Consider the following 15,130-nt stretch of genomic DNA (forward strand, 5'->3'; position numbering starts at 1 on the left):
CACAAGACCACGGCATGACAGAGACCCGATCCACCTGCCCCTACTGCGGCGTAGGCTGCGGCGTGATCATCGAGAGCGACGGCCCGCAGATCATCGGTGTGCGCGGCGACCCGCACCATCCCGCCAACTTCGGCCGCCTGTGCACCAAGGGCTCCACCCTGCACCTCACGGCCAGCAGCCCCGTCACCCTGCAGACGCGCCTGCTGCAACCGCAGCAGCGCCTGCAGCGCACCGATACGCCCCAGCCGCTATCCTGGGACGCGGCCCTGGGCCTGGCGGCCGGCCAATTCGCCGACATCATCCAGCAGCACGGCCCCGACGCGGTGGGCTTCTACGTCAGCGGCCAGTTGCTCACCGAGGACTACTACGTCTTCAACAAGCTGGCCAAGGGCCTGATCGGCACCAACAACATCGACACCAACTCGCGCCTGTGCATGAGCAGCGCCGTGGCGGGCTACAAGCAGACCCTGGGTGCCGATGCACCACCCGCCTGCTACGACGACGTGAAGCACGCGCAGTGCCTCTTCATCGTTGGCAGCAACGCGGCCTGGGCGCACCCCATATTGTTCCGCCGCATCGAAGATGCGCGCGCCGCCAACCCCGGCATGAAGGTCATCGTGGCCGACCCGCGCCGCACCGACACCGCGGGCATGGCCGACCTGTTCCTGCCGCTGCAACCGGGCAGCGACGTGATGCTGTTCAACGGCATGCTGCACCTGATGCTGCGCGAGGGCTGGACCGATGCGAAGTACATCGCCGCGCACACCAACGGCTTTGCCGAACTGCAGGCGCTGGTGCGCGAAGCCACACCCGAGCGCGTGGCCGAGGTGTGCGGCATTTCGGTCGCTGACCTGACCACCGCCGCAAAGTGGTTTGCCACCTCGGCATCGACCCTGAGCCTGTACTGCCAGGGCCTGAACCAGAGCAGCAGCGGCACGGCCAAGAACGCCACGCTCATCAACCTGCACCTGGCCACCGCGCAGATCGGCAAGCCCGGCGCGGGCCCCTTCAGCCTGACCGGCCAGCCCAACGCCATGGGCGGGCGCGAGGTGGGAGGCCTGGCCAACCTGCTCAGCGCGCACCGCGACCTGGCCAACCCCCAGCACCGCGCCGAAGTCGCCGCGCTGTGGGGTGTGGCCGACGTGCCCGCCACACCGGGTAAGACAGCCGTGGAGATGTTCCAGGCCGCCGCCGACGGCGAGATCAAAGCGCTGTGGATCGCCTGCACCAACCCCGCGCAAAGCATGCCCGACCAGGCCACCGTGCGCCGCGCCCTGCAGCGCGCCGAGTTCGTGGTGGTGCAGGAAGCCTTTGCCACCGCCGCCACCTGCGCGTACGCCGACCTGCTGCTGCCCGCCACCACCTGGGGCGAGAAGACCGGCACGGTGACCAACAGCGAGCGCCGCATCTCGCGCGTGCGAAGCGCCGTGCCTGCGCCGGGCGAGGCAAGGCACGACTGGGCGATAGCCGTGCAGTTCGCGCAGCAACTCGAGGCGCGGCTGCGCCCCGGTGCGGCCACCCTCTTCCCCTACACCACCGACCACGCCGACGCAGGCGCTGAACGGGTATGGCAGGAGCACCGCGAGAGCACGCGCGGACGCGACCTGGACATCACCGGCCTGTCGTGGAGCCTGCTCGAATCGCAAGGCCCCCAGCAGTGGCCGCTGCCGGAGGGCACCACCACCGGCAAGGCCCGCCTGTACGAAGACGGCATCTACCCCACCGCCGACGGCCGGGCCCGCTTTGCCGCCCACGCCTGGAAGCCCGTGGCCGAGCCGCGCGAGTCGCGCTACCCCTTCAGCCTGACCACCGGCCGCCTGCGCGACCAGTGGCACGGCATGACGCGCACCGGCACCCTGGGCCGCCTGTTCGGCCACGTGGCCGAGCCCAGCGTGCAGCTGAACCCGCAGGACATGGAACAGCGCGCCCTGAAGAACGGCGACCTGGTCTACGTGACGAGCAAGCGCGGCACCATCGTCGTGCCCGTGCAGGGCGACACAACCGTGGGCGTGTCGCAGGCCTTCATGGCCATGCACTGGGGCAGCGAGTTCCTGAGCGGCTGCTCATCGACCGGCGAACGGCTGGCAGGCGTCAATGCGCTGACCACCTCGGCCTACTGCCCCACGTCCAAACAGCCCGAGCTCAAGCACGCAGCCGTCAAGATCCTGAAGGCCGAGCTGCCCTGGACGCTGCTGGCCATGGCCTGGCTGCCTGCCGACACGGCGCAGGCCACGCGCGAGGCGCTGTCCGCGCTGATGGCGCAGTTTCCGTTTGCCAGCTGCGTGCCCTTCAGCAACAACACGCCGTTGAACGAACCGGGCCGCGAGCGCGTGGGCGTGCTGCTGCGCGCCGCCGCGCACGAAGCCCCGCCGGACGCGACCATCGAGCACATCGAATCGCTGATGGGCCTGGCCGCCAACGACACACAGCGCTACGCCGACAAAAAGCGCGGCCAGCGCCGCGCGGCGCGCCTGGTGCGCCGGCCTGATGCCATGACGCTCGAAGGCATCGTGCTGGCCGGCGACACCAGCGCCGAAGGCTGGCTCAAGACCCTGCTGCAGGAAGAACTCCCCGCCCAAAGCTACGGCCGCCTGCTGCTGGTCCCCGGCGCCAAGGCCCCGGTGGCGGTGCAGTCGCGCGGCAAGACGGTGTGCACCTGCTTCAACGTGACTGACGCCGCCATCACCACCGAACTGGCCCGCTGCCACGGCACCGACGCCGACCGCCTGGCCCAGCTGCAAGGCGCACTGCGCTGCGGCACCAATTGCGGCTCCTGTCTGCCCGAACTCAAGCGCATGGTCCGCGCCACCGGCCCCCTGGCCCCGAAACCTTTGGCGCAGGCCACCATATAACCAAAAGTTGTCTGGCTTAAAGGAAAATAGCGGCTCAGTTCCCTTCGAACCCCCACAAGGACTTGTGCAACAGGGCTCCAGCTAGGCATTTTCGGCGCAGACAGTACTTGCGTACGGCAAGCCGAAATAACGACGCTGGAGCCCTGTTTCACAAGTCCCGCTAAAAAAATACCATGGGCATAAGCCAGTACATCAAGGAAATTGGGCGCGGCGCGCGCGGCGCCAAGCCGCTTACGCGCGAGCAGGCCACCGACCTGTTCGGCCAGGTGCTGGACGGCCACGCGAGCGACCTGGAGGTCGGCGCCTTCTGCCTGGCCATGCGCATCAAGGGCGAGACGGCCGAGGAGATGTGCGGCTTTCTCGACGCCACGCACCAGCGCCTGTCCCTGCTGCCTGCCACCGACCGCCCGCTCATCGTGCTGCCCAGCTACAACGGCGCGCGCAAGCTGCCGGTGCTCACCCCACTGCTGGCCCTGCTGCTGGCCCGCAAAGGCTTACCCGTGCTGCTGCACGGCATGCGCACCGAGGCGCGCCGCATCCTGGCGTCGGATGTGCTGCTCGCGCTCGACATACCTGCGCTGACAGCTCCTGAAAAGATAGCAAACGGAACCGTGCGCCACATCCACACCCAGCACCTGCATGCGGGCCTGGCCCGCCTGCTGGCCGTGCGCGAGGTGGTGGGCCTGCGCAACCCGGGGCACAGCGTGGTCAAGCTGATGAGCCCGTGCGCTGGGCCGTCGGTGGTGGTCACCGCGTACACCCACCCAGAGTACTTCGAGATGCTGCAGACCACCTTCCGCACGCTGGGCATGACCGCCCTGCTCTCGCGCGGGCTCGAAGGCGAAGTCGCCACCGACCCGCGCCGCACCCCGCGCTACGACGGCTTCGTCCACGGCACACATGAGTTGCTTGAGGCCCAGCAGCCCGGCACCGCCAGCGAGGTGCCCGGCCTGCCCGCCGAGATCGACGTGGCCACCACCGCCGCCTACACCCGCCGCGTGCTGGCGGGCGAGCTGCCCAGTCCGCCTGCCATCGAAAAACAGGTGGAACACATCTTGCACCTAGCGGATCAAACAGTCCCGGAGACATCGCCATGAGCCGCCCCACGCCACCCGCCAGTCCCTCCACACCTGCCGCCGCAGTCACCTTGACGCCCCACCTGGGCACCGGCGGCCGCTGCACCCTGGTCGGCGCCGGCCCGGGAGACCCGGAGCTGCTGACCATCAAGGCCCTGAAGGCCATCCAGGCGGCCACGGTGCTGCTGGTGGACGACCTGGTCAGCGATGCCATCGTGGCGCACGCCCCACCCACCGCCCGCGTGGTCTACGTGGGCAAGCGCGGCGGCTGCAAGAGCACGCCGCAGGCCTTCATCGAAAAGCTGATGCTCATGGCCGTGAACGAGGGCGAGAACGTGGTGCGCCTGAAGGGCGGCGACCCCTTCATCTTCGGCCGCGGTGGCGAAGAGGTGGAGCACCTGCGTGCCGCGGGCGTGCAGGTCGAGGTCATCAACGGCATCACCTCGGGCCTGGCAGGGCTGACCTCGCTGGGCGTGCCGCTGACCCACCGCGAGCATGCGCATGGCGTGGTGTTCGTCACCGGGCATGCGAAGCCTGGCGATGCGGGCACCGACTGGCGCCAGCTGGCGGCGACGGCCCGCGACGCCAAGCTCACGCTCGTGATCTACATGGGCGTGAGCGGCGCGGCCACCATCGAGCAGGAGCTGCTCACCGGCCTGCCCGCCCATACCCCCGTGGCCATCATCCAGCACGCCAGCCTGCCCCAACAGCGCCACGCCATCACCACGTTGGGCGCCTTGCACGCCACCATCACCCGCGAGGGGCTGGCCAGCCCCTCGGTGATCGTGGTGGGCGATGTGGTGCGCGGCGTGGCGCTGGCATCGCAGGACCTGCCGATGGCACGCCGCGCGGGCTAGCGCCTCAGGTACGGCACGGACTGGCGGCCAGGGCGGGCCGCCGTGCACTGCCGCGGCGCCAATGCCGACCCACGACCCCCTGTAGGGCCGCGGTGCGTGCGCGGCTTTGCGCCCACGGCTGCGCAGCGTAGCGGGCGGTCAGCGGCGCCTTGGCTGATGGCCGTTGCGACCCCGCTGCACGCTGGCCCGTCGAATGAACACTGGCCCGGCTATTGCTTGTTGCGGGTATCTGAATGCAACAAGCACAAGGACCACCATGGCAGCCTACCCCGTCCCCTCTCGCACCGGCATGCCTGCATCGCCCTCCACCCTGCCGGCACCGTCGCCCGCCGCCTCGCGCGACACCGACATGTCGCTGGTCAACCTGGCCGCACGCCAGCGCATGCTGTCGCAGCGCATGGTGCTGCAGACCGTGCTGGCCGCCGGTGGCAGCGAGCTGCACTTGAAGGCGGCGCGCACCACGCTGACCCTGTTCACCGCCAGCCAGGCCCGCCTGGTCGACACGCCGCGGCACCTGGACGGGGCAGATGCTGAGCGTGTGCGCAAGGTCTACGGTGCTCCTGGCGGCGTCGGCGCCACCATCGATGCCTTTGCCCGCCAGGTCGGCACCGCGCTGGACCTGACCGAAGCGCGCAGCCCCCGCGTGGAGGACGCACTGGCCCGGCTGGTGGAAAACACCGATGCCGCACTCGAAGCGCTGAACACCGCCACCACGGTGTTCGACCAGGTGGGCAAGGCCAAGGCCGAGGTCCTCATGAAAGAGCTGGCCGGCATCGTGGCCTCCATCCAGACGGTGGCGCGGGAGGCCAAGGTGGTGAGCTTCAACGCCCAGGTGATGGCCGCCCGCGCGGGCCAGCATGGGCGGGAGTTTGCGGTGGTCGCCAATGTGCTGTCGGGCATCACCAACGAAATCGACGGCCTTTCGCTCCAGGCCGTGTCGCTGGCGGGGCGCAGCCGCAGCGCCGCCTGACCGGGGCTCGCTCTGGCCACTCGCCGCAGCGTGGTCCGCTGGCTCGTCGACACGCAAAACGTCGGACGGCGTTGCGTTGCGTTGCGTTGCGTTGCGTGGTGTGGTGTGGTGTGGTGCGGCGCTGAACACCGCTGCATGGCGAACCCTCGCCCTTGGCTCGGTGCCGTTGCATCGTGATCGACATAGCGTCTGTGGGACGCGGCCAACACCCAGACGCGTCCCTAACAGGCGCTTACAAGGCGGGCCCGATACCTCGGCATTTGCGTGCTCTGCGGACCTATGATTTCCGTAGAAATTGCCTGCCCGGCCACCCGCTGGACTCCCTGATCCGGAGACGCACGGCACCCAACACCCAGCCAGAGAGGATTCCATGCAGCTCACCACACTTTGCCAACGCCTGGCGCTCGCCGGCTGTCTGCTCGCCACCTGCAGCGGCGCCTGGAGCTACTCCATCAACGCCGGCAAGGTCACCGACAGCGCCGGAAATGCGGTGCAGCTGCGCGGCGTCAACTGGTTCGGCTTCGAAACCCAGACGAACGTGGTGCACGGCCTGTGGGCCCGCAACTGGAAGGACATGATCACCCAGATGCAGCAAAGCGGATTCAACGCCGTGCGGCTGCCGTTTTGCCCCGCCACGCTGCGCGGCAATGCCCCCAACAGCATCGACTACAGCCGCAACGCCGACCTGCAGGGCCTGTCGGCCATCCAGGTGATGGACACCATCGTGCAGGAGCTCAGCCGCCGGGGCATGTATGTGCTGCTGGACCACCACACGCCGGATTGCCAGTCCATCAGCGAGCTCTGGTACACGCCGAACTACAGCGAGCAGCAGTGGATCGCGGACCTGACCTTCCTCGCGCAGCGCTACGGGGGCGTGGCCGGCGTCATCGGCATCGACATCAAGAACGAACCCCACGGCGCAGCCACCTGGGGCACGGGCAACCAGGCCACCGACTGGAACCGCGCGGCCGAACGCGCTTCCGCCGCAGTGCTGCAGGTGGCGCCGCACTGGCTGATTGCGGTGGAAGGTATTGGCGAAAACCCCGTGTGCTCCAGCAACACGGGCCACTTCTGGGGCGGCAACCTGGAGCCGCTGGAATGCACGCCGCTGAACATCCCCGCCAACCGCCTGCTGCTGGCACCGCACGTCTACGGCCCCGACGTGTATGTGCAGCAGTATTTCAATGCGGCGGATTTCCCGGCCAACATGCCGGCCATCTGGGACCGGCACTTCGGCCGGTTTGCGCAGGCCGGCTATGCGGTGATGCTGGGCGAGTTCGGCGGCAAGTATGGCCGGGGCGATGCACGCGACGTGCTGTGGCAGAACGCGCTGGTGGACTACCTCGTGGCCAAGGGCATGCGCAGCGGCTTTTACTGGTCTTGGAACCCCAACAGCGGCGACACCGGCGGCATTCTGAACGACGACTGGGGCACCCTGCGCGCGGACAAGGTGCAGTTGCTGCAACGGCTGTGGGGCAGCGTGGCACCCGCGCCTGCTCCCGCACCGACACCAGCACCTGCGCCTACTCCAGCACCTGCGCCCACGCCTGCACCCTCCCCCACTCCGGCACCGGCACCCACACCTGCGCCCGCTCCAACGCCCGCTCCGGCACCCGCACCCAATTTCTCGGTCGTGCAGATCATGGACAGCGACTGGAGCGCCGGCTATTGCCAGCGCGTCCGAGTCATCAACATGGGTTCGGCGTCCGGCAACTGGGCCGTCAACATCCCCATCAGCGGCACCATCAACAATCTGTGGAACGCCACCTGGACGCAATCCGCAGGCCGCTTGAGCGCTTCGGGTGTGGCCTGGAACAAAACCCTGGCCCCGGGCGCCACGGCCGAGTTCGGATTTTGCGCGGCGCGCTGAACGGCGGCTTGCTCACACCAGCCGACGGCTTCATGGCTGGCCACAGTGACCACGGCAAGCCACGCTGTCAAGGCGCGGCGCTTGCCCGGGCCGCAGGCTAGGTGCCCGCCGTCTCCCGCACCTGCGTGAACCGCTCGGCCAACTCCTTGCGCAAGGCCTTGCGCAGCAGGGCCGCCTCCCAGCGGCGCTTCTCGTCCGCCGTGCTGGGCGACAAGGGCGGCACCTTCACCGGCTTGCGCGATTCGTCCACCGCCACCATGGTGAAGAAGCAGCTGTTCACATGCCGCACCACCTGCGTGCGGATGTCTTCGGCCACCACCTTGATGCCGATCTCCATCGACGAAGAGCCGGTGTAGTTCACGCTCGCCAGAAACGTCACCAGCTCACCCACATGGATGGGCTGCAGGAACATCACCTGGTCCACGCTCAGCGTGACCACGTAGCAGGCCGAATAGCGGCTGGCGCACGAATACGCCACCTGGTCCAGCAGCTTCAAGATGGCCCCGCCGTGCACATTGCCCGAAAAATTGGCCATGTCGGGGGACATCAGCACGGTCATGCTGAGTTGGTGTGAGGGGATGTTCATGCTGGAATTTTAGGTGGGGGTGGGATGGGGTGCGTCGCGCCCTCGCAACGCCGCGGCCGCTAAACTTGGGCGCAGCACAACCCATGCCACGGCGCCAACGGCCGGTCGCCCCAGACCATGGCCCTAAGCGCCGCAGGCCGCCCGAATGCGGCGCATACCGATACCAGGCACACGATGCCGGAGGGAACAGCAACATGCTCGACATCGACAAGCTCAATGAATTCACCGAAAGCCACGGTGCGCTGCGGCGCGGGCGTGGCCTCGTCTCGGGGGTCATCGCCCTCACCCTGGCCATCCTGTGCTTTCTGGGGGTGCTGGCGTTCCACTTCCCCGAATACCTGACCACGCCGCAGTTGCGCAAGAGCTACGACGTCTCGGTCATCCGCTACATCATGCTCGGGGCCATGGCGGTTGCAGGCGGCATCTCGCTGGTCAACATCCTGTTCAACCGCTCGCGCTGGCTCTCGACCTTCGCCTTCGCCATCGTGGCCCTGGCCGCCTTCCTGGGCGGCCACAAGGTCGAAGTGGACCCCAACTTCCCGGACAACACGCCCTACATCGGCCTGGACTGGTTCATCCTCGACCTGCTGGGCAGCTCGCTGATCTTCATCTTCATCGAGAAGCTGTTCGCGCTGCGCAAGGACCAGCCCATCTTCCGCGAGGAGTGGCAGACCGACTTTCACCACTTCATCGTGAACCACATGGTCGTGGGCTTCGTGCTGCTGGCCACCAACCTCATCGTGCACAGGTTCTTCGGCTGGGCGGCCAGCGACGGCATCCGCGGCTGGGTGCAGGGCCTGAACTTCTGGGTGGCCCTGTTCCTGATCGTGCTGGTGGCCGACCTCGTGCAGTACTGGACGCACCGCGCCTACCACGAGGTGCCGGTGCTGTGGCGCCTGCATGCCGTGCACCACAGCGTCAAGAGCATGGACTGGATGGCCGGCTCGCGCCAGCACATCCTGGAGCTGCTGATCACGCGCACGCTGGTGCTGGCGCCGATCTACGTGCTGGGGTTTTCCAAGGAGGTCATCGACGCGTACATCGTCGTCGTGGGCTTCCAGGCGGTCTTCAACCACGCCAACGTGAGCGTGCGCCTGGGCCCGCTGCGCTACGTGCTGGTCACGCCCAATTTCCACCACTGGCACCACAGCCAGGACCAGGAGGCGCTGGACAAGAACTATTCGGCGCACTTCGCGTTTCTGGACTACCTGTTCGGCACGGCCGTGAAAAGCGACAAGCTCTGGCCCGAGAAGTACGGCGTGCTGGGCGACTATGTGCCCAATGGGTTCGTGAAGCAGTTCAAGTTTCCGTTCACCTGGAAGGGGTGAGGCGACGCGGGCCGCACGATTAAAAAACGCGCGGTCAGAGCGTGCCGAGTTCCTTCTCGAGCGCCCTCAACTGCTCGCGCAGCTCCTCCGTGCGGGCCTCGCACGCGGTCTTTTCCTTGGCCGCCGCTGCCGCCAGTTCCTGCGCGAACTGATTGCCGGACGCAATGGACTTGCGCAACGGCCCCGCAGTGGCCACGGCCTCTGCCGGTGCTGCGGCGCATTCCCGCTGGTTGCGATCCACCGCCGCGCGAGCCTGTGGCACTCCCTGGTTCTGCAGGTAGTTCTTGCGTTGCCACGATGGGCCGAATGCGCCTTCTTTCCCGGTGGACTGCGCGGGTGCTATGGGCGTGGCGCCCTCCATCGCGGGCCGCGCCTCGATCTTCTCGCTCTGCCCAACCACGCACGGAGCATCCTGGAACGCCACCTTGCCATCGGCGCCGGTGCATTTGTTGATGGCCCAGGCCGGGGCCAGAAAGCCCAGGGCCAGGGCGCAGGCGGCGTAGCGGATGGTGGGGTGCATGGATCGGTCCTCGAAAAATGGCGGCGCGTGCCGACAGCCATCCTACAGCGCCACACGGCCGGTGGTCCAATGGCGACCACTACAATCCGCCGCTCCCATGACCACCCCATTCTTTGACGCCATCATCATCGGCGCCGGCGCTGCCGGCCTGTTCTGCGCGGGCCAGGCGGGCCAGCGGGGCCTGAAGGTTCTGCTCATCGACCATGCCGAGAAAGTGGCGGAGAAGATCCGCATCTCGGGCGGCGGGCGCTGCAACTTCACCAACCGCGACCTGGACCCCGCCGCGCCGCACAAGCACTTTGTCGGCCAGAACCCGCAGTTCTGCCGCTCGGCCCTGTCGCGCTACACGCCGGCGGACTTCATCGCGCTGGTGCAAAAGCACGGCATCGCCTTTCACGAAAAGCACAAGGGCCAGCTGTTTGCCGACCGCTCGGCCGAGGACATCATCGCCATGCTGCTGGCCGAATGCGCGGCCGGCGGTGTGACGCACTGGCAGCCGTGTGGTGTCAAAAAATTGGTCTTTTTGCCCTCTTCCGCTGATCCGACAAGCGCCGGCAGCTATCAAATTGATACTGACCGGGGTCCAGTGCAGGCACGCTCGGTCGTCATCGCGACCGGTGGCCTGTCGATCCCCAAGATCGGCGCGACCGACTTTGGCTACCGGATGGCGCAGCAATTCAACCTGCCCCTCGTCGAGCGCCGGCCCGGCCTGGTGCCGCTGACGTTCGACGGCGATGCCTGGGCACCGTTTGTGCAGCTGGCGGGCCTGGCGCTGCCGGTGGACATCAGTACCGGCGCCAAGAAGGACCGCATGGCCTTCCACGAAGACCTGCTGTTCACCCACCGCGGCCTGTCGGGGCCGGCGGTGCTGCAGATCTCGAGCTACTGGCGCGAGGGCACGCCGCTGGCCGTCAACCTCGCGCCCACCGTGGACCTGCCCGCGGCACTGGCGCAGGCCAAGTCCCGCTCGCGCAAGCTGATCGCCAACGAACTGGCCACGCTGGTCCCGAGCCGCCTGGCCGATGCCTGGGCGGGCCGCGAGGCCGACTGGCAGCGCCCGGTGAACGAGGCCTCCGACAAGGCCCTGGCGCGGCTGGCCGAGCAGTTGGCCCGCTGGGAGCTGACCCCCACCGGCACCGAGGGCTACAAGAAGGCGGAAGTGACCCTGGGCGGCGTGGACACCAAGGCGTTGTCGCAGCAGACCATGGAGTGCAAGGCACAACCCGGCCTGTACTTCATCGGCGAGGTGGTGGACGTGACCGGCTGGCTGGGCGGCTACAACTTCCAATGGGCCTGGGCCAGCGGCCATGCGTGCGCACAGGCGTTGAAGGCGACACCCCCCTGAGGCCCTGCGGGCCTTCCCCCCGCTCTCGCAGCGCCAGAGCGCTGCGGGCAGGGGGACGACGCCCTCGCTGCGGGGCGGCCCTTGCTCGGCGTCCCTCGCCTGCGCAGCGCATGTTCGGCCGCTACGCCGTCGCAACCGCCCTCACTTGCAGCGCCCGCTGCTGCAACGCCCAGTCTTCCAGCTGCGCCACCGCCAGCGGCCGGCTGAAGTGGTAGCCCTGCAGCTCCTCGCAGTCGAGCACGCCCAGCACCTGCGCGGTGGCCAGGTCTTCCACGCCCTCGGCCACGATCTTGAGCCCCAGCGTGTGGCCCAGCGCGATGATGGCGCGCGTGATGGCCATGTCGGCGGGGTTGTTCAGCATGTCGCGCACAAAGGATTTGTCGACCTTCAGGCGGTCGATGTCAAAGCGCTTGAGGTAGGCCAGGCTCGAATAGCCCGTGCCGAAATCGTCGATGGACAGTTGCACCCCCAGCGACTTGAGCGCCGCCAGTTGCTGCTCGGCCGCGTGGGCGTTGTCCATCAGTTGCGACTCGGTGATCTCCAGCTCCAGCCGGTGGGCGGGCATGCCGGTGCGGGCCAGCAGCGCCTCGATGTCGGGCACGAGCAGCGGGTCGGCCATCTGCGCGGCCGACAGGTTGACGGACACCGAGATGTCCGCCAGCGGGTGCCGGGCGCCACCAGTACCGCCACCACTGCCACCGCCGCCATCCCCCGCTGAGCGCGGCAGCGCCTGCCAGCGCGCCCACTGCTCGCAGGCCTGCTGCAGCACCCAGCTGCCGATGGCGCGGATCATGCCGGTCTCTTCGGCGATGGGGATGAACTCGCTGGGCGGTATGGCGCCGATGGACGGGTTGTTCCAGCGCAGCAGCGCTTCCACCCCCAGCAGGCGCCCGCCCTTGGCCGCCAGGCGCGGCTGGTAGTGCAGGCTCAGCTCGTGGCGCTCCAGCGCGCGGCGCAGGTGCTGCTCCATGGTCTGGCGCGCCAGGGCGCGCTGGTCGGTCTCCACCGAATAGAAGCGCGCCGCGTCACGGCCGGTGGTCTTGGCCTCGTACATGGCGGCGTCGGCGCGGCGCATGAGCTCGTCGATGTCGCCGCCATCCTCGGGGTACACGGCGATGCCCACGCTGCACGACACGTTCAGCTCGTGCCCCTCCACCGGGTGGCTCTGGCGGATGAGCGGGATCAGCCGCCGCTCCACCAGCTGCTGCACGTCGTCGTGCCCGGCCACGTCGCGCATCACCACCACGAACTCGTCGCCGCCCAGGCGGCTCACGGTGTCGCGGCTGCGCACGGCCTGCGTGAGGCGTCCGGCCACCGAGCGCAGCAGCCCGTCGCCGATGTGGTGGCCCAGCGTGTCGTTGATGGCCTTGAAGCGGTCCAGGTCGATGAACAGCACGGCCACCTTCTCGCCGGTGATCGGCGCCTGCGCCAGCGCCAGCTGCAGGCGCTGCACGCACAGCGACCGGTTGGGCAGCTCGGTCAGCACGTCGTGGTGCGCCAGGAACTGGATGCGCTCTTCATTGAGCTTGCGGTCGGTGATGTCGATGGCGATGCCGATGTGGTTGGCCACGGCCCCGCCCTTGCTCTCGCGCACGGCCGACACCATGAGCCAGGCCGGGTAGGTCTCGCCGGAGCGGCGGCGAAACCTCACCTCGCCCTGCCAGGATTCCTTGTCGAGCATGGTGCGGCTGATCTGCGCCGACAGCGGCTCGCCGCTCGCCTCTTCCAGCAAGAAGCCCAGGTCCTCGCCGATGACCTCGTAGAAGTCGTAGTGCGTGCTGCGGCAGAACGCCTTGTTCACGCTGATGATCTGCTGCTCGGCGTTCATGATGATGATGCCCTCGGACGAGGCCTCGAACACCTTGGCCCACAGCTCCAGCCGCTGCTCCATGACCTTGAGCACGTTGATCGGCGTGAACGCCGTGAGCACCGCGTCGCGGCCCTGAAACTGCAGGCGCCGCGCCGACAGCACGGCCCACGAAGGCTCGGTGCTGCCCTTCCAGCGCACCTCGAACTCATCGACCGAGCCCTGGTCCGCCAGGCGCTGGAAGAACCGCGCCCGCACGCCGGGCTCCAGCCCGACGGCCCAGGGGTCGGTCTTGCGCCCGCCCAGCCAGTGGCCGGCCGGCGCGTTCGAATGCAGCACCTCGTGCTCGGGCACCGAGGTGACGACCATCGGGATCGGGAACGCCTCCACCAGCTCGCGCTGCGCCTCGGCCGCGCGGGCGCTGGCGGCCAGCTCCTGCTGCAGCACGCGGTCGCGGTCGAGCTGCGAGAGCATCTCGTTGAACGCGGTGACCAGGCGGCCGATCTCGTCGCGGCTCGACCAGTGCGCGCGCAGCGTGTGGTCGCCGCTCTTGCGCACCTCGTCGGCCACGCGCGCCAGCTGCTGCAGCGGCTTGGCGATCTGCCGGGCCACCAGCGTCACCAGGCTCAGGATGCAGCCCAGCAGCACCAGCGCCGTGCCCAGGTGCAGCCACATGCGGGCATAGAGCCCGTCCACGCGGCGGTTCAGCAGCCGCTCCAGGTCGGTGATGCCCACGCCCCAGGCATCGCGCAGCGCGCCCAGCACCTGCGCCTGCTGCGCGCCCACCTGGGCCAGCGTCAGGCGCGACTCCCCCGCCGCCATGCCCTGCAGCAGCGCCTGAAAGCTCTCCAGCGAGGCCTTCAATGCCTCGCGCTGCGCCATGAGGGCGGTGCGCATCTCAGGCGATCCGGCGATGAACGCCTGGTTGTAGTCGGACTCGATGCCCAGCATCACCGCGTCGAGCCGGCCCACCAGCGTGAGCAGCTCGGACGACCACTGCGGCCCGCGCCCCGTGGGCGCCGCGTGCAGGAACACCACGGTGTCGTGCACCGCCTGCAGCAACTCGGGAAACCGCAGCACCACCAGCGACATGCCGTAGTAGCTGTCCAGGTCCGGGTCCAGGATCAGGTTGGACTGGTTGCCCACGGTGGTGAGCAGCTCGCGCCCCTCGCGCAGCAGCTGGCTGCGCAGCCGGGTCAGCGCGATGGGGTCGGTGGCGGGCGGCGGGCTTTGCACCAGCTGCTGCAGCACTGAACTGAAGCGCTCGCCTACCTCGTGCGTGTGCAACTGGTCGTCGTAGGCCTGGCGCACACCCGCCAGCCGCGTGAGCACGTCGGCCACCAGGGGCGGCTGCTGCTGCGGGGCTGCGAGGAACTGGCCCATCAGCCCATCGCGCAGGACCGCCGCGTAGGTGGTGCCCACGATCTCCTTGCGCGTGAAGTCGATGGCCACGTACTTCTCGTGGATCAGGATGCTGGAAACGTAGATCACCGCCGACAGGTCGAGCAGGTAGATGAGCATGAGCTTGCGGCCCACACTGAGGCGGCCCAGCCAGCCCGAAACGCGGTGCATGAATGCCATGGTCTTGGTGTCTGCGCGTAGCGGGCCCCGGTCAAGAGGGCCCGCCGTTCGCGGTGAATGTTGCTGTTACAACATGAAGCAACTTCCACGCCACTCGGGATCTTGGCGCGGGCGCAGACCCGATTCCGTGCGGGTTTTGCTTTCCGACTCGCCGCTGCGGGCGACTTCCGGCCCGGTGGCGAGCAGGGGTGCACAAGGACCGCTTGCACAATGCGGCGGGACAAGGGCTATAATCTCCGGCTTTGCTGGCAATGCCCCGTCGGCCAAATACTAGTTACAGACGGGGAACCCGCCACACACGGCCTTCAGGCTCGATCTCCTGGAGTCCCTCTGTGGGC

General features: G+C 68.3%; 10 protein-coding genes. 7 read left to right on the top strand and 3 right to left on the bottom strand.

Annotated features, from left to right (window positions below; all coding sequences use genetic code 11):
• Positions 1-14: 14 nt before the first annotated feature.
• The 5 genes from ASG27_RS08310 (at position 15) to ASG27_RS08330 (ending at position 7,625) form a co-directional block, all read left to right on the top strand.
• Positions 15-2,852 (top strand): nitrate reductase, encoded by a 2,838-nt coding sequence (locus tag ASG27_RS08310; RefSeq protein ID WP_056414974.1) that lies wholly within the window; start codon positions 15-17, stop codon positions 2,850-2,852.
• A gap of 173 nt (positions 2,853-3,025) precedes the next feature.
• Positions 3,026-3,949: a DNA-binding protein YbiB gene (gene ybiB / locus ASG27_RS08315; protein WP_056414972.1), complete on the top strand. Its 924-nt coding sequence runs from the start codon at positions 3,026-3,028 to the stop codon at positions 3,947-3,949.
• Positions 3,946-4,785: a uroporphyrinogen-III C-methyltransferase gene (gene cobA / locus ASG27_RS08320; protein ID WP_082485942.1), complete on the top strand. Its 840-nt coding sequence runs from the start codon at positions 3,946-3,948 to the stop codon at positions 4,783-4,785. Before ybiB ends, cobA begins: the two co-directional genes overlap by 4 nt.
• A 256-nt stretch (positions 4,786-5,041) precedes the next feature.
• Complete coding sequence (locus tag ASG27_RS08325) at positions 5,042-5,755, top strand: type IV pili methyl-accepting chemotaxis transducer N-terminal domain-containing protein (protein WP_056414966.1); 714 nt, start codon at positions 5,042-5,044, stop codon at positions 5,753-5,755.
• A gap of 370 nt (positions 5,756-6,125) precedes the next feature.
• Positions 6,126-7,625, top strand: a complete 1,500-nt coding sequence (locus ASG27_RS08330; RefSeq protein ID WP_056414964.1) for a cellulase family glycosylhydrolase — start codon at positions 6,126-6,128, stop codon at positions 7,623-7,625.
• 97 nt (positions 7,626-7,722) lie between these two features.
• Here the strand turns inward: ASG27_RS08330 and ASG27_RS08335 are convergent, their stop codons facing one another.
• The gene (locus ASG27_RS08335) at positions 7,723-8,211 is read right to left on the bottom strand and encodes an acyl-CoA thioesterase (protein WP_056414960.1); all 489 of its coding nucleotides are present in this window, start codon (positions 8,209-8,211) and stop codon (positions 7,723-7,725) included.
• Positions 8,212-8,405: 194 nt separating this feature from the next.
• Here ASG27_RS08335 and ASG27_RS08340 point away from each other — a divergent pair, with 194 nt between their 5' ends.
• Positions 8,406-9,539: a sterol desaturase family protein gene (locus ASG27_RS08340; RefSeq protein WP_056414957.1), complete on the top strand. Its 1,134-nt coding sequence runs from the start codon at positions 8,406-8,408 to the stop codon at positions 9,537-9,539.
• Between the two features lie 34 nt (positions 9,540-9,573).
• Here the strand turns inward: ASG27_RS08340 and ASG27_RS08345 are convergent, their stop codons facing one another.
• Positions 9,574-10,059 (bottom strand): DUF4124 domain-containing protein, encoded by a 486-nt coding sequence (locus tag ASG27_RS08345; RefSeq protein ID WP_056414951.1) that lies wholly within the window; start codon positions 10,057-10,059, stop codon positions 9,574-9,576.
• Between the two features lie 97 nt (positions 10,060-10,156).
• Here ASG27_RS08345 and ASG27_RS08350 point away from each other — a divergent pair, with 97 nt between their 5' ends.
• On the top strand, positions 10,157-11,404 hold the full coding sequence (locus tag ASG27_RS08350; RefSeq protein WP_056414948.1) for an NAD(P)/FAD-dependent oxidoreductase: 1,248 nt from the start codon (positions 10,157-10,159) through the stop codon (positions 11,402-11,404).
• A 121-nt stretch (positions 11,405-11,525) separates the two neighbouring features.
• Here the strand turns inward: ASG27_RS08350 and ASG27_RS08355 are convergent, their stop codons facing one another.
• Complete coding sequence (locus tag ASG27_RS08355) at positions 11,526-14,792, bottom strand: EAL domain-containing protein (RefSeq protein WP_056414944.1); 3,267 nt, start codon at positions 14,790-14,792, stop codon at positions 11,526-11,528.
• Positions 14,793-15,130 lie beyond the last annotated feature (338 nt).

The sequence above is a fragment of the Acidovorax sp. Leaf191 genome, from assembly GCF_001424425.1.
Taxonomy (GTDB): domain Bacteria; phylum Pseudomonadota; class Gammaproteobacteria; order Burkholderiales; family Burkholderiaceae_C; genus Acidovorax.

Coding starts and splice junctions, on each gene's coding strand:
- ASG27_RS08310 (WP_056414974.1), top strand. CDS start 15: ATGACAGAGACCCGATCCACCTGCCCCTACTGCGGCGTAGGCTGCGGC.
- ybiB (WP_056414972.1), top strand. CDS start 3,026: ATGGGCATAAGCCAGTACATCAAGGAAATTGGGCGCGGCGCGCGCGGC.
- cobA (WP_082485942.1), top strand. CDS start 3,946: ATGAGCCGCCCCACGCCACCCGCCAGTCCCTCCACACCTGCCGCCGCA.
- ASG27_RS08325 (WP_056414966.1), top strand. CDS start 5,042: ATGGCAGCCTACCCCGTCCCCTCTCGCACCGGCATGCCTGCATCGCCC.
- ASG27_RS08330 (WP_056414964.1), top strand. CDS start 6,126: ATGCAGCTCACCACACTTTGCCAACGCCTGGCGCTCGCCGGCTGTCTG.
- ASG27_RS08335 (WP_056414960.1), bottom strand. CDS start 8,211: ATGAACATCCCCTCACACCAACTCAGCATGACCGTGCTGATGTCCCCC.
- ASG27_RS08340 (WP_056414957.1), top strand. CDS start 8,406: ATGCTCGACATCGACAAGCTCAATGAATTCACCGAAAGCCACGGTGCG.
- ASG27_RS08345 (WP_056414951.1), bottom strand. CDS start 10,059: ATGCACCCCACCATCCGCTACGCCGCCTGCGCCCTGGCCCTGGGCTTT.
- ASG27_RS08350 (WP_056414948.1), top strand. CDS start 10,157: ATGACCACCCCATTCTTTGACGCCATCATCATCGGCGCCGGCGCTGCC.
- ASG27_RS08355 (WP_056414944.1), bottom strand. CDS start 14,792: ATGGCATTCATGCACCGCGTTTCGGGCTGGCTGGGCCGCCTCAGTGTG.